The following is a 14,204-nucleotide window of genomic DNA, read 5'->3' as shown; positions in this document are numbered from 1 at the left end:
GCCGCATCCACGCGCGGCAGGGCCACCCGGCCACCGCTACTCTGCGTACACAGGTTCGGCCGTTCGATGATTCGCCGGCACCGTTGCCGATGCCTGCTTTCGCAGACAATGTCCGCGAATACCGACGTCGTGGTCGTTTTCGAGGCCGGGTTCGCCGCCGCGGGACGTCACCGGTGATCCGTTGTTTTCCGCTTTGCCGGGCGGTCCAGGGCCACGTTTTTCGCACTCCACCCGCTCCCTCGTCGAGCTTCACGCCGAACGGACCGTGACCAACGGCGGGCTTGATCGTCGATCAAGTATTCGTGCCGCCATTCTGGTGAATTCCGGGATCCGGTGCCATCACGCATTGTCAAGGGCTGCGGGGGTCCCTACAGTGGCCCGCCTGACGCCGGGGAGTGAATCACGCACCTTCCTTGGAGCCGGTACATCAACTGTCATCTCCTTCGAGGAGCAGACCTTGTTTGGAATCGTCAGGAACAGTGGCCGTGTTCGTGCCGCGCTCGCTCTCGCGGTCGTCACGGTCGTAACCGGTTGCGGCGCGCTCGGCGCCACCGGCTCGAGCCCCTCGTCGAGCGGCGGCGGGCCGGAGAAAACGACGCTGAAGGTTTCGATCCTGCCCACCACGGACCTCGCGCCGTTCTGGCTCGCCCAGGACGAGGGCTATTTCCGGGCCGAGGGCCTCACCGTCGAGTCCGTGATCGCCGCCAGCGGTCAGGCCTCGTTGGCGAAGGCGATCTCGGGCGACGCCGACATCGCGTTCTCGACCTATCCGCCGTTCTTCACCGCCCGCAGCACCGGCGCCGCCGACATGGAGCTGGTCGCCGACGCGACGTCGGTCAACGCGAAGTCCAATGCGATCGTCACGGTGCCGAATTCGCCGGTGAAAACCATCGCCGACCTGGCCACCGCGAAGATCGCCATCACGGCCAAGAACACCGCTTCGGATCTTCTCACCCGTTCGATCATGCAAGACCACAACGTCGATTTCAGCAAGGTGAAATGGGTGCTGATCCCGCTGCCCAACATCGCCGCGGCCCTGCAGCAGGGGCAGGCCGACGCCGCCTACCTGCCCGAGCCGTACATCACGCAGGCCGCCAAGACGGCCGGGGCGATCCCGGTGATCGACATCAACAGCGGGGCCACCCAGGACTTCCCGCTGACCGGCTACGGCGCGACGCGGAAGTGGGTGAAGGAGAACCCGAAGACCCTGGCCGCGTTCCAGCGCGCCATGCAGAAGGCGACCCACGACGCCACGTTCGACCGCGCCAAGGTCGAGCCGCTGCTGGTGCGGTTCGCCAAGATCGACGAGGACACGGCCAAGCTGCTCACTCTGCCGGGCTACGGCGCGATCCTGGATTCCCGGCGCCTGCAACGGGTTCCGGACCTGCTGCTGCAACTGGGCGCCATCCCGTCCCCGATCGACGTGAACTCGATGATCGGCCCGCAAGCGGGAAGATGACGGGTACCGGCAGCGCCGCTGGTGTCGCGCGTCCGAGGTTCGTTGACAGTCTCCTGGCGACGGCTGGTCCGTTGCAGTGAATGACTCATTCATGTCGTCGGACGCCATGAATGAGTCATTCACTGCGTTGCCGCGGCGGGCGACACTAGCCGAGGCTTTCGTAGGGATCGGCCGGCGGCGCGACGGGCCGGGCCTGGCCGACGTCGATGAACGGGATGGTCCCGCCGTTGACCGGGTCCTTGGCCTGCTCGGCGCTGTAGCCGCCGGTGATCTCCAGCCACGAATCGGGTTGGAGCACCGGCGGCACCCGGCCGGTCAGGCCGACCTTCACCGGCTGGGCGTCCGCCGCGCAGCAGTTCAGCAGCATGCGGACCAGGTACGGCGCCCCGGCCGGGTCGAAGGCCACGAACCCGGTGAGCGTGACGGACCGGCCGGCCAGCGACCGGCCGTGGTCGTAGACCGCGCGGTCCGCGTAGTCGATCACCGTCAGCCGGACGGGATTGCCGTCCGGGAGCGGGGTGACGATCCGCGGTGCCGTCACCGCCGTGCCGGCGCGCATCGCGCTGTAGGAGCCCAAAGCCGGTGGCGCGGCGAGGATCAGCGCGAACACCGGCAGCACCAGCAGCCACGAGACCCGGGGCGCCGGGTGCCCGGCCGGGCGGCGGCGCGCGTACCAGACGGTCGCGAGGGCCGCGATTACCAGCACCACGCCGGCCGCCAGCACCAACGGGCGCAACCCGGCCTTGACGTACCGCAGGTACAGGCCGGTCACGCCGGCGTGGAGCAGCACCCCGCCGACGAGGAACAGCAGGATCGCCTGCACGGTCCGGTTCACAGCAGCACCGCCCCGGTCAGGACCGCGGCGCCCACGGCCACGACGAAGGTCACCGGCGCGAACCGCAGCGCGAACCCGCGGCCGAACGTGGCGGCCTGCATCCCGAACAGCTTCAGGTCGATCATCGGGCCGACGACCAGGAACGCCAGCCGCGCCGTCGGCGAGAACTGCGTCAGCGACGACGCGACGAACGCGTCGGCCTCCGAACAGATCGACAGCAGCACGGCGAGGGCCGCCAGTGCCAGGACCGCCACGACCGGGTGGCCCGCCGCGGCGTGCAGCCAGGTTGCGGGCACCACGGCCTTGAGGGTCGCGGCGGCCATCGCGCCGCCGACAAGGAACCCGCCCGCGTGCATGACGTCGTGCCGGACCGATCCCCAGAACGCCGCTCCCCCGGTGCCGCCGTCACCGTGGTCGTGCGTGCGGGGCCGCAGCCAGTCCGGACGGCCGAGGCGCTGCCACAGCCAGCCCATCACGCACGACGCCGCGAGACTCGCGGCGAACCGGGCGGCGACCATCTGCGGCTGCCCGGGGAACGCGACGGCCGTCGCCGTCAGCACCACCGGGTTGATCGCCGGCGCCGACAGCAGGAAGGCCACCGCCGCCGAGGGGTTGACGCCGCCGCGCACCAGCGCACCGGCCACGGGCACCGACGCGCATTCGCAGCCGGGCAGGACCGCGCCGGCCAGCCCGGCGACCGGCACCGCCAGCGACGGCCGTTTCGGCAGCACGCGCGTGAAGAAGGACGCCGGCACGAAGACCGCGAGCCCGGCCGACAGCAGCACGCCGAGGACGAGGAAGGGCAGCGCCTGCACGACCACCGCCACGAACACCGTCATCCAGCTCTGCATGACCGGAGCGGACAACAGCCGCCGAACCGGTCCTTGCGCCAGGAACCCGGCCAACAGGACCAACGTCAGGACCAGGACGGGGTCGACGTTCCAGCCCGGCCGTTCGTCCGGCGCCCGGCCGGCGCGCCTTTCCTCGATGGCAGTCATCAGGCGATCTCCCGTACTTCCGCTCCACACCCGACCGGCTACACGGGCCACGGGCCCATCCGGTTCACCGCGGCGAGGGAACGACGTCCGGCGATCCGGTCAGCGGGCCAGTTTCCGCAACACCGGCCCGGAAACGGACACCGGCGCCGCTCGCAGCACCCGGACCAGCGCGGACGTCGTCCACGGGAAGGCCGCGTCGGCGGGTTCCCGCCGCAGGGCCCGGACCACGTGCCGGGCAGCCTGCTTTTCGCTGATCCGGAACGGCTTCGGCAGCCCGTCGGCCCCGGCACGCGCGGTGGCCACGAAGCCGGGGTACAGCGAGGTGAACCGGATTCCCTCGGGCGCGAGCTCGACCCGCGCCGCGTCGATCAGGGTCCGCACCGCGGCCTTCGCGGCCGAATAGGGGCCCTGGCGCGGAATCCCCATCAGGCCCGCCAGCGAATTGGTCTGCGCGATCAGGCCGCCGCCCTGCCGGCGCAGCTGCGCGATGAGCGGGACGAGGTAGTGCACGGTGACGTCGTAGTTCAGCGCCATCACCCGGGCGACGTCCTCGACCCCGACCTCGGCCATCGCCATGTCCGGACCCTGGCCGACGTTGAGCAGCGCGACGTCCACCGCACCGAACTCCGCCACCACCCGCGCCACCACCGCGGCCGCCGCCGCGGGGTCGAGCGCGTCGGCCACGAGGTCGAGGCAGGCGCTCCCCGCCGCGCGGACGTCGGCGGCCACGGCCGCCAGCTCCGCCGCCCGCCGGGCCACGACCACCACCCGGTTGCCGTGGCCGGCGAGGTCGCGGGCCACCTGGGCGCCGATCCCCGAGGAAGCACCGACGATCAGGATCGTCTGGTCCACCAACGTCGCCATTCCCTCACCCCGTCAGTGCGCGGCCGCGCCGAGTTCGATGATCAGCACGCCCGCGGCGATCAGCCCGACGCCGGCGGCCATCCGCCGGGTGAGGGCCTCCTTGAAGAACACCCGCGCCCCGATCGCCGTCAACGCGACACCGCACGCCGCCCAGACGCCGTACGCGATGCCGACCGGCATGCCGCGGGCGAGAGCGAGGGCCAGCAACCCGAACGCGCCGAGGTAGCCGGCCGCGACGGGCACGATCCACCGCTTCTTCTTCAAGCCCTCCGAAGCGCGCAGCGACAGCGTCGCCGCGACCTCGGACAGGATGGCCCCGGCCAGCAGCAGCCACATCACGAGTCCCCCTCGCGCTCGGGGGCGTGGCCGGTCTCCACCAGCACGACACCGGCGATGACCGCCGCGATCCCGATCCCGATCAGCGGCGTGAACGGCTCGGCGAACAGCACCGTGCCCAGGACCGCGGTGAGCGCGACCCCCGCGGCCGCCCAGATGCCGTAGACGACCCCGATCGGCGTGCCCCCGCGCACCAGCGCGGACAGGGCCACGAACGCGCCGGCGTACCCCGCGGCCGTCAGCCCCGCCCACCAGGCGTTGTCGATCGCCGCCCGCAGCGCCAGGGTCGCCGTCACCTCCAGCACGATCGCGGCGGCCAGGATCGCCCATTTCCTCATCGTGGCTCCTCACCGCATCCGGGGCCACGCCGTCGGGGCCGCACCGTTCCTCCGGCGGCGAGCCTACGCATCGCCGCACCGAGACCGGCCAGTCAAACCTGAACGTGACTTTGTTTCATGTTTAACCTACGCTGAGCCGATGACTGAGGGCACAGTGCTCCTGCAGGCCGCGCGGCAAGCGGTGGTCGCGGCTTGCCACGACCTGGCCGGTGCCGGCCTGCTGATCGGCACCGCGGGCAACGTGAGCGTGCGCGTGGGTGAGCACGTCGCGGTCACCGCGACCGGCGCCGTGCTCGGACGCATCACGCCGGCGCAGATCACCGTCGTCGACCTGGCCGGGACCGTGGTCGCCGGGGAGCTCGCGCCGACCTCGGAACTGGAACTGCACCTCGGGATCTACCGCCGGTCCGGCGCCGGCGCGGTCGTGCACACGCACTCGCCGCAGGCCACCGCGGTCTCGTGCGCGCTCGACGAACTCCCGTGCGTGCACTACCAGCAGCTCCTGCTCGGCGGGGCCGTGCGGGTCGCCCCCTTCGCCGTCTTCGGCAGCGACGAGCTGGCCGAGCACGTGTGGACCGCACTGGAAGGCAAGTCGGCCGCGCTGCTGGCCAACCACGGCGCCGTCGTGCACGGCCCCACGCTGCAGGCGGCGGTCGACAACGCGCTGCTGCTCGAGTGGGCCTGCGAGCTCTACCGGAACGCCGCGTCGATCGGCACCCCCAGAGTCCTGGACACCGCCCAGCAGGCCGCGGTGATCGAAGCCGCGCTGCGGCGCGGCTACGGCAGCACCCGACGGATCGAGGAGGATCTGTGACGCAATCGGTGATCACGCTCGGCGCGCACGTGTTCGACGTGCAGGTCCGGCCGGTCGAAGCCATCCCGGACGGGCAGGGCGCGGCGCTGGTCGAGCAGATCCGGTTCGGCCCGGCCGGGACCGCGGCCGGCACCGCGCTGACGCTGGCCAAGCTCGGCGCGGCCGTCCGCACCGCCGGCGCGATCGGCACCGACCCGATCGGCGACCTGCTGCTGGCCATGCTCACCCGCCACGGCATCGACACCTCCCTGGTCGTCCGCCGCGCAGACGTGCAGACCTCGGCGTCGGTGCTGCCGATCCGCCCGGACGGCAGCCGGCCCGCCTTCCACGTCCCCGGCGCGAACCTCACCTACGGGCCCGGCGACATCGCGGAAGCCGAAGTGGCCAAGGCGACCCACCTGCACCTGGGCGCGCCCGAGCTGATGGGCGGGGAGAACGCGGCGAAGATCCTCTCCCCCGCGCGGGCGGCGGGCGTGGTCACCTCGGCCGACCTGCTCGCCCCCGGCGACCCCGGCATCCTCGCCTGGATCGCGCCCGCACTGTCCTTTCTGGACTACCTGCTGCCCAACGAGCAGCAGGTCCTCGGGCTCACCGGCGCCGAGACCCTCGAAGACGGCGCCCGCGCGTTGATCGGCCACGGCGTCGGCTGCGTCGCCGTCACGCGAGAGGCGCGCGGTGCCTTGGTGATCACCGCGGACGAGGTGCTCGCCGTCCCCGCGTTCGCGGTCGACGTCGTCGACACCACCGGCTGCGGTGACGCGTTCTCCGCGGGCTTCCTGCGCGGCCTCGGCCTCGGCCGGCCCCTGCGGGACGCCGCCGTGCTCGGCTCGGCCGCCGCGGCCCTGGTCGCCCAGGGGCTGGGCAGCGACCACGGCGAGTTCGACCTGGCCGTCGCCGACGCCTTCGCCGCAGCCACCCCCACGCTGGAGAGCGCCGATGCGCCGCACTGACGTCGTCGTGGTCGGCGCGGGCCTGGCCGGCCTCACCGCCGCCCGCGAACTGACCGCGGCCGGCCGCGACGTCGTCGTCCTGGAAGCCCGTGACCGGGTCGGCGGCCGCACCGTGAACCACGACCTCGGCGACGGCAAAGTGGTGGAGGCGGGCGGCCAGTTCGCCGGCCCCACCCAGGACCACATCCTCGCGCTGGCCAAGCAGGTCGGCGTCGAAACGTTCCCCGCGCACACCCAGGGGGCGTCGGTCTACGTCAACGGCGACCGGGCCCGCCGGTACCGCGGCGACATCCCGCCCGACCCGCTGGCCCTGCCCGACCTCGCGATCGCCCTGCGGCGGATCAACCAGCTGGCCGGGAAGATCCCGCTGGAAGCGCCGTGGCGCGCTCCCAAGGCGCGGGCGTGGGACAGCGTGACGTTCGAAAGCTGGATCCGGCACACCACGGCGGGCACCGGCGCGCTGGACCTGGTCAACGTGCTGCTCGGCTCGGCCTACGGCGGCAGCGCGGCCGACGCGTCGCTGCTCTACAGCCTTTGGTACATCGCCGGCTTCGGCAACGAAACCACCCCCGGCACCGTCGAACGCGGCATCGGTGTCACCGGCGGAGCGCAGGAATCCCGCTTCGCCGGCGGTTCCCAGCTGATCTCGCACCGCATCGGTGACGAGCTCGACGGACGCGTGGTGCTCGGCTCCCCGGTACGGACGATCGAGCAGGACGACGGCCCGGTGACGGTGAAGTCCGATGTGGACACCTGGAGCGCGCGGCACGTCGTCGTCGCCGTCCCGCCGGCGCTGGCCGCCCGGATCTCCTGGCGCCCGCTGCTGCCGCCGCAGCAGGACGCGCTGTTCTCCCGGATGACCTTCGGCGCGCTGATGAAGTGCGAGGCGGTGTACCCGGAGCCGTTCTGGCGGGCCGACGGGCTCAACGGCCAGGCCGTGTTCCGGCACGGCTCCCCGATCTGTTCCATGTGGGACAACTCCCCGCCCGACGGCAAACCGGGCGTGTTGATGGGCTTCCTCGGCGGCCCCCAGTGGCACGCCTGGGCAGCCCGGCCGCCCCGCGAGCGACGCGCCGCCGTGCTGCGCGCCTTCGCCGCCGCCGTGGGGAAAGAGGCGTTGCGCCCGGTGGAGTACTTCGAACAGGACTGGGTCGGCGAGGAGTGGACCCGCGGCGGCCCGACGTCCGTGCCCGGGCCCGGCGTGCTGACCGAGCTCGGTCCGTGGCGCGACCGGCCGTTCGGCCGGGTGCACTGGGCCGGCGCCGAGCACGCGGACCACTGGAACGGATACATGGACGGCGCGGTCCGCTCGGGCGAAACCGCCGCCCGCGCCGTCCTCGGCCACGAGTGAAGGGGACGAGGGTGCGCGACTACACCGTTTCCGAGCAGGCGATCATCCCGCACCCGGTCCGGCGCGTGTGGGAGGTGATCTCCGCGACCCACCGCTACGCCGAGTGGGTCCCGACCGTCCTGGCGGTGACCGACCACCACGGCACCGCGGAAATCGGCCGCACCTACCGCGAGCGCAACAAGTCGCTCGGCCCGCTGACCACCCGGTCCACCTGGACGGTCCGCGAAATCGAGGCGCTCACCCGCCGGGTCGACACCGGCGTCGGCTTTGCCCCGCTGCAGGACCTGACCAACGTGTTCGAGTTCGAGCCGCTCACCCGCGGCGACGGATCGGAAAGCACGCTGATGACGTACGCCGTCCGGTACCGCCTCGGCCTGGGGCCGCTCGGCCCGCTCGTCCACCGCATCGTCGCGGCCGGGTTGCGCGCCGACATGACCCGGGCGATGGACAACCTCGCCGACGTCATCCTCGCCGAGGGAGTCCGCCCCTAGCCGCCGGTTCCGTGCAACCCGGTGGCCTCCTCGTTCCGTCCGGGAAGCAACGGCGCGAAGGAGGCCAACCCATGCGCAGGCGATCCGCTGTCCCAGGCGCGCTCCTCCTCGTCCTGAGTGCCGTGGCCTGCGGCAACAACGCCCGGCCCGGGTCGGCGGACGCGTTGTGCTCGGCCTCCTACGAACCCCGCGAACTCGTCGACAGCGGGCCGCTGTACCCGCCGTTGCCCGCCGCGGCGGAAGGCACGCGCGGGGAAAACCGCAGCACCGACGCGGCCGCGATCAAGAAGGTCGCCGCCGCCGTGTGCGGCCTGCCGGAACCGCCGCCGGACGTGGTCTGCACCGCCGAGCTGGGGCCGAGCTACCGGCTCCGGTTCGTCGACACCGCGGGCCGGACGACGACCCTCACCGCCGCCGCGTACGGCTGCCAGTTCGTCCGAGGACTCGGAACCGAGCGGGTCGACGCGCGGCCGCTCTGGGCCGCGCTGACCGCCGCCGGGCTCCCCACGCCGCCAGTACGCTGATCCGATCGTCCACAAAGGACGGCGACCGGACCACCGCGAGTACTGGTCCGGGCAACGAAAGGGCACCGTCGGGGGCCGTCAGTACCCGACCCGGTCCGCCGGACCTTGACCCCGCCGGGCCGCGTACCTACCGTCCGGTCACCGTTTCCGGTGGACGCGGGCCGGTCGGCCTCGCGAAAGCCGCCCCTTCCGAGGAGGTGCCATGCTGTCGAGGCGTACCTTCGTCACCGCCGGTCTGGTCGCCGCCGCGGCGAGCACGCCGCTGTGGTCCGCCGTCACCACGCCCCGCGCGCGAGCCGCCACGGCCTTGCCGTTGACGCTGAAGAACAATTCGGGCGGCGGCACCGTCTACGCCTACATCAGCGGCTCGGACACCGCGGGCCGCCCCGGCTTCGTCACCGCCGACGGCCGGTTCCAGGCGCTGCCCAACCCGTCCTCGCCGGTGACGCCGGTCCCGGACTACGCCATCCCGCTCGGCGGCTCGGGCTCCCAGCTCACGGTGACGCTGACCGACTACCTCATCGGCGGCCGGGTGTGGTTCTCGGTCGACAAGAAGATCCAGTTCTTCGTCAACCCCGGGCCCGGCCTGGTGCAGCCCGGCTTCACCAGCTCGGACCCGAACTGGCAGACGAACTGGACGTTCTGCGAGTTCACCTACAACAGCGCGAACCTCTACGCGAACATCAGCTACGTCGACATGGTCGCGCTGCCGGTGTCGATGGCCACCACCGGCGCGGCGGGTGCGCAATCGGTCAGCCCGCTGCCGGACGGCGCCCTCGGGAGCATCGCGGACGGGCTGCGCGCGCAACACAACACCGACGGGGCGCCCTGGGACCGGCTGGTCGTCACCGACTCGGCCGGCAAGGTGGTGCGGGTGCTGGCGCCCGGCCACTCTCCCGTCGACTTCGGCGGCTACTGGACGAACTACCTCAACGCCGTCTGGGACCACTACCGCACGACCCCGCTGACGATCAACGGGCAGGGCGGCATCGGCTCCTACACGGGCACGGTCAGCGGCGACGCGATCGTGTTCGCCGGCCTGAACACCAACGGCGTGCCGTTCACCAAGCCGAGCGCGGTGGACATCTTCGGCTGCGCGAGCGGGCCGCTGTACAACTCCGGCAGCGACGCCCGGGGCGCGGTCGCCGCCCGGCTGGCCGCCGCGCTCAACCGCAGCAGCCTGCTGGTCGCCGGCGGGAACAACCAGCCCGACGGCGTCGCCCCTTCGCAGTACTACCGGGACGCCACCACCAACCACTACGCGCGCCTGGTGCACCAGTACGCCTCGATCGGCTACGCCTTCCCGTACGACGACGTCGGCCCGACCGGCGCCCAGCCCGTCGACGGCCACCTCCAGGACCCGGCCCCGACGTCCTGGACGGTCGCGCTCGGACCGGGCGCGGGCGGCGGCACGACCCCGCCCGGCTCCGGCGGCACCAGCGCGTACTCCACCATCCAGGCGGAGGCCTACAACGCCCAGAACGGCACGCAGAACGAGTCGTGCGGCGACACCGGCGGCGGGGTGGACGTCGGCTGGCTCGCGGACGGCGACTGGCTGAAGTACGCCCGCGTCGACTTCGGGGCGAGCTCGCCGAACCAGTTCGTCGCCCGCCTCGCCTCCGGCGCGGCCGCCGGGGTCAGCGGCGCGATCCGGACCTGCCTGGACAGCGTGACGGGCCCGGTGATCGCCGAGATCGACTTCGCGAACAACGGCGGCTGGCAGCAGTGGCAGACGGTGCCGGCCAACATCGTCGGCCCGGCCACCGGCGTGCACGACCTCTACCTGACGTTCTCCGGGAGCTCGGCGGACTTCGTCAACGTCAACTGGTTCACCTTCACCCGCTAGGCCGATCAAGGAAGGACGACGACCTTGCCGTGCACGCCGCCCTCGGCGGCGCGCGCGTGCAGGGCGCCCAGCTCGGCCAGCGGCACCCGCTCGGCGACCTCGACCCGCAGCTCACCACGGTCGACCAGCGCCACCAGCGTCGCCAGCTGGTCGGCGTCGCTGCGGACGAACAGGTCGATGCCCCGCACGCCGCGTTCCTCGTCGGAGGGTGCGGGCATCCACACGGTCGTGTTGACCACGACACCGCCCGGCCGGACCAGGGTGACCAGCGCCGCCAGCTGCTCCGGCGCGACCGGGGCGAGGTTGAGCGCCACATCGACCGGCTCCCTCACCGCCGCGGTCACGTCGGTAGTCGTGTGGTCGATGACCTCATCGGCCGCCTTGACCGCCTCAGCGCTGCGCGGGCTCGCCGTGGCGATCACGTGAGCACCGGCGTTCTTGGCCAGCTGCACGGCGTAGCCACCCACCGCACCACCCGCCCCGTTGATCAACACCCGCTGCCCCGCCGCCAGCTTGCCGTGGTCGAACAGCGCCTGGTACGCCGTCAGCCCCACCAGCGGCAGCGCAGCGGCTTCGGCCAGCGGGACGCTCTTCGGCGCCGCCGCGAGGATCTCGACGGGGGCGAGGACGTACTCGGCGGCGGCGCCGGGCTTGTCCATCGGCAGGAAACCGACGATCTCGGCACCGACCGCGAGACCGTCCAGTCCCTCGCCCAGCGCGTCGACCGTGCCGGCGACGTCGATGCCCGGCGTGTGCGGCAGCACCACCGGGATCGGCCCCTGCATGAAGCCGCCGCGGATGTTGCCGTCGACGGAGTTGAACGACGTCGCGGCGACCCGGATCCGGACCTGCCCGGCTCCGGGGACGGGCCGGTCCACGTCCTCGTAACGCAGGACACCGGGATCGCCGTACTCGTGGAACCGCACTGCCTTCATCGAGCTGCTCGCTTTCGTCCGTGATCCACTTCGCCCCCAGGATCGCGGCCGCGGGCCGGATCAGCCTGGGCCGGCCTGGCCCACCCTGACGACGGACGGCGGCCCGGCGGCGCCGACGAGCTCGCCGAGCCGGGCCGCGTCGGCCGAAGCCGGTGCCGCGGTGAGGACCACCGCCATCAGGTCGTCCCCCGGCACGTCCAGGAGGTTGCCGTCGAGCGTGATGTCCGCACCGTCCGGGTGCCGGAACACCGCGCGGTTCTCGTACGCGGTCACCGGTTCCGGGACTCGCCACAAGGTGTCGAACGACCGGCTCGTGGTCCGGAGTTCGTCGACGAGCTCGGCGAGCGAGGTGTCCGCGGGGTAGCGCAGGGAGGTGTCCCGCAGCCGGGCGGCGAGCATCGCCCGGAAGCCGGCCGAGCGCTCGTCGGTCCGGCTGATCCCGCGGGGTGCGTTGCGGAACGTGCGCCAGGCGACGTTCCAGTCCCGGTCGTGCCCGGTCGGGCCGCCGGCCTGCAGCGCGAACCACGCGCCGTTGACGGCGACGACGTTCCACGCCGCGTCGGCCAGGAACGCGGGGGTGCCGCCGAAGCGTTCCAGCAGCCGCAGCGCCGCCGGCCCCGCCTCGCGCGGCACCTGCCCCTCCACCGCGGCGTACCCGGCCAGGGCGCAGAGCCGTTCGTAGTCCGCCCGCCCGAGCCGCAACGCCCCGGCGATGGCGGTCACCACCCCGGCCGACGGGTGGCGGCGCCCCTGCTCCAGCCGCCGCACGTAGTCCGCGGACACCCCGGCCAGCTCGGCGAGCTCCTCTCGCCGCAACCCGCGGGTCCGCCGCCGCCCGCCCGGCAGCCCGGCCACGGCCGGGTCGGTGTTTTCGCGCAGCCGGCGCACCGCGGCGCCGAGATCGGACAAAGCCATGCCACCAGGTGTACCAGCGGCGCAAGCGGTTCGTCGCCAAACAGCAGGCCGGACGGACCGGGTCACCGAGGAGGTGACCGGCCCCTCCGGCCACAGTGGACGCCGGGTCAGCTCACCTGCAGGTCGATGCAGGCGTAGAACGCGTTCGCCGTGTCGGCGATGTTCCACACCGCCAGGACCGTCTGGCGGCCCGTGTGGCTGCCCAGGTTCACCTGGTGCGCGACCGTCGCCGGCGGCTGCTGGTCGTTGCCGCTCACCTCCGCGATCTTCTGGCTGCCGATGAAGTACTGGTAGTTCGACGTGCGGTGGCGGGCGGTGAAGGTCCAGGTGAAGGTCACCGTGCGGCCGACCTTCGCGGCGCGCCAGCCCTTGCCGTTGTCGTCGAGCTCGGCGAACCGGGACACGCCGCCGCTGCAGGACCGCAGGCCCTTCGGCCCCTCGACGCTCTGGGGTTCGTACTGGATCTCCCCGCACGACACGACGTGCTGGGCGCACTGCGCCTGCCGGCTGGCCGGCGAGCTGACGTAGCCGTGCGCGCTCGCGATCCCGGCGGGGTTGAGCACCACCAGCACCGGCGCCAGGAGGGCGCCCACCGCGGCCGCGACCAGTTTGCGGTTCATACCAGCTCCTTCGGGGACAGGCTCGCCTCCCGCCGCCGGGCACGGTGAGGCCACGGCACCGGCCTCACCGGGAGGTCCGCCGCGACGGAAGGGTGATGAGCGAAGGAAAATTGTGGTCTAGACCATACGGCGATTCGTTATCCAGGTCAACGGCTGGCAAAGTCCCGGTTGATGTTGGTAAGGCGCCAACTGTCACCCGCTGTTCCGTTGAGTGGGACCACACCGGCCGGACCGGCGGCGAGGCGCGGGGCGCGTGCCTCTAGGATCACGCCGGTGACCACCTACGACGACACGTTCGAGCACCTCGACCCCTCGGCCCTGCCGGAGCGGCAGCAGCGGATCCTGGTCGCGATCCGGGACTGGGTGGTCCGGTACGGCTACTCCCCCAGCACCCGCGAGCTCGGCGAGGCCGTCGGCCTGCAGTCGCCGTCTTCGGTGTCGAAGCACCTGGCCAGCCTCGAAGACAAGGGGTTCCTGCGCCGCGGCGCCACGGTGTCGCGCCCGATCGACGTGCGCGCGTTCCTGAACGGTCCGGCGGCCGCCGAGGACGGCGACTCGGTGCCGGTGCCCGTGGTCGGCGACATCGCGGCCGGCACCCCGATCTCGGCGATCGAGCACACCGACGACGTCCTCAAGCTGCCCCGCGACCTCACCGGCCGCGGCACGGTGTTCGGCCTGCGCGTCCGCGGCGACTCGATGATCGACGCCGCCATCTGCGACGGCGACATCGTGGTGGTCAAGCAGCAGTCCGAGGCCCACTCGGGCCAGATCGTGGCGGCGATGATCGACGAAGAGGCGACGGTCAAGGTCTACCGCCGCCGCGACGGCCACGTGTACCTCGAGCCCCGCAACCCGGCCTACGACGTCATCGACGGCGACCGCGCGGTGATCCTGGGCGCGGTCGTGTCGGTGCTGCGCAGCGTCTGAC

Annotated in this window: 16 protein-coding genes; 8 read left to right on the top strand and 8 right to left on the bottom strand. The window is 72.5% G+C overall.

Features of this window, described 5'->3' with window-relative positions; translation table 11 throughout:
- The first annotated feature begins 457 nt into the window (after positions 1–457).
- Positions 458–1,459 carry an ABC transporter substrate-binding protein gene (locus ISP_RS18560; protein ID WP_013225347.1) on the top strand — a complete coding sequence of 334 codons (1,002 nt, stop codon included), beginning with the start codon at positions 458–460 and terminating at the stop codon, positions 1,457–1,459.
- A gap of 145 nt (positions 1,460–1,604) precedes the next feature.
- Here ISP_RS18560 and ISP_RS18555 read toward each other — a convergent pair whose 3' ends face one another.
- The 5 genes from ISP_RS18555 to ISP_RS18535 form a co-directional block, all read right to left on the bottom strand.
- A complete protein-coding gene (locus ISP_RS18555) occupies positions 1,605–2,294 on the bottom strand; it encodes a TIGR03943 family putative permease subunit (protein ID WP_013225346.1) in 690 nt (229 codons plus the stop codon).
- Entirely contained in the window at positions 2,291–3,292 is a 1,002-nt protein-coding gene (locus ISP_RS18550) for a permease (RefSeq protein ID WP_013225345.1), read from the bottom strand. The genes ISP_RS18555 and ISP_RS18550 overlap by 4 nt, the downstream gene beginning before the upstream one ends.
- Before the next feature lie 99 nt (positions 3,293–3,391).
- Positions 3,392–4,156, bottom strand: coding sequence for an SDR family NAD(P)-dependent oxidoreductase (locus ISP_RS18545; RefSeq protein ID WP_013225344.1), 765 nt, complete (start codon positions 4,154–4,156; stop codon positions 3,392–3,394).
- A 12-nt stretch (positions 4,157–4,168) separates the two neighbouring features.
- The gene (locus ISP_RS18540) at positions 4,169–4,492 is read right to left on the bottom strand and encodes a DMT family transporter (protein WP_013225343.1); all 324 of its coding nucleotides are present in this window, start codon (positions 4,490–4,492) and stop codon (positions 4,169–4,171) included.
- Positions 4,492–4,830: a DMT family transporter gene (locus tag ISP_RS18535; RefSeq protein ID WP_013225342.1), complete on the bottom strand. Its 339-nt coding sequence runs from the start codon at positions 4,828–4,830 to the stop codon at positions 4,492–4,494. Before ISP_RS18535 ends, ISP_RS18540 begins: the two co-directional genes overlap by 1 nt.
- A 154-nt stretch (positions 4,831–4,984) precedes the next feature.
- Between ISP_RS18535 and ISP_RS18530 the strand changes: the two genes are divergently transcribed.
- From ISP_RS18530 to ISP_RS18505, 6 genes are all read left to right on the top strand, one after another.
- Positions 4,985–5,644, top strand: a complete 660-nt coding sequence (locus ISP_RS18530) for a class II aldolase/adducin family protein (protein ID WP_013225341.1) — start codon at positions 4,985–4,987, stop codon at positions 5,642–5,644.
- Positions 5,641–6,594 carry a carbohydrate kinase family protein gene (locus tag ISP_RS18525; RefSeq protein WP_013225340.1) on the top strand — a complete coding sequence of 318 codons (954 nt, stop codon included), beginning with the start codon at positions 5,641–5,643 and terminating at the stop codon, positions 6,592–6,594. The genes ISP_RS18530 and ISP_RS18525 overlap by 4 nt, the downstream gene beginning before the upstream one ends.
- Complete coding sequence (locus tag ISP_RS18520) at positions 6,581–7,945, top strand: flavin monoamine oxidase family protein (RefSeq protein ID WP_013225339.1); 1,365 nt, start codon at positions 6,581–6,583, stop codon at positions 7,943–7,945. The genes ISP_RS18525 and ISP_RS18520 overlap by 14 nt, the downstream gene beginning before the upstream one ends.
- 11 nt (positions 7,946–7,956) lie before the next feature.
- Entirely contained in the window at positions 7,957–8,436 is a 480-nt protein-coding gene (locus ISP_RS18515) for an SRPBCC family protein (RefSeq protein ID WP_013225338.1), read from the top strand.
- 71 nt (positions 8,437–8,507) lie between these two features.
- Entirely contained in the window at positions 8,508–8,960 is a 453-nt protein-coding gene (locus ISP_RS18510; RefSeq protein WP_013225337.1) for a hypothetical protein, read from the top strand.
- Positions 8,961–9,162: 202 nt separating this feature from the next.
- Positions 9,163–10,806, top strand: coding sequence for a beta-1,3-glucanase family protein (locus ISP_RS18505; protein WP_013225336.1), 1,644 nt, complete (start codon positions 9,163–9,165; stop codon positions 10,804–10,806).
- Between the two features lie 5 nt (positions 10,807–10,811).
- On the opposite strand, the gene ISP_RS18500 is transcribed toward ISP_RS18505, so the two are convergent.
- The 3 genes from ISP_RS18500 to ISP_RS18490 form a co-directional block, all read right to left on the bottom strand.
- Entirely contained in the window at positions 10,812–11,741 is a 930-nt protein-coding gene (locus ISP_RS18500; RefSeq protein ID WP_013225335.1) for an NADP-dependent oxidoreductase, read from the bottom strand.
- Positions 11,742–11,801: 60 nt separating this feature from the next.
- Positions 11,802–12,656 (bottom strand): MmyB family transcriptional regulator, encoded by an 855-nt coding sequence (locus ISP_RS18495; RefSeq protein WP_013225334.1) that lies wholly within the window; start codon positions 12,654–12,656, stop codon positions 11,802–11,804.
- Positions 12,657–12,763: 107 nt separating this feature from the next.
- Entirely contained in the window at positions 12,764–13,276 is a 513-nt protein-coding gene (locus ISP_RS18490; protein WP_013225333.1) for a lytic polysaccharide monooxygenase auxiliary activity family 9 protein, read from the bottom strand.
- 273 nt (positions 13,277–13,549) lie between these two features.
- Between ISP_RS18490 and lexA the strand changes: the two genes are divergently transcribed.
- Positions 13,550–14,203, top strand: a complete 654-nt coding sequence (gene lexA, locus ISP_RS18485; protein ID WP_013225332.1) for a transcriptional repressor LexA — start codon at positions 13,550–13,552, stop codon at positions 14,201–14,203.
- Position 14,204: the final 1 nt, after the last annotated feature.

The organism is Amycolatopsis mediterranei, from assembly GCF_026017845.1.
In the GTDB taxonomy this organism is placed as follows: Bacteria; Actinomycetota; Actinomycetes; order Mycobacteriales; family Pseudonocardiaceae; genus Amycolatopsis; species Amycolatopsis mediterranei.
Note: the sequence above shows the minus strand (reverse complement) of the source record. Positions and strands in the feature narration are given on the sequence as shown.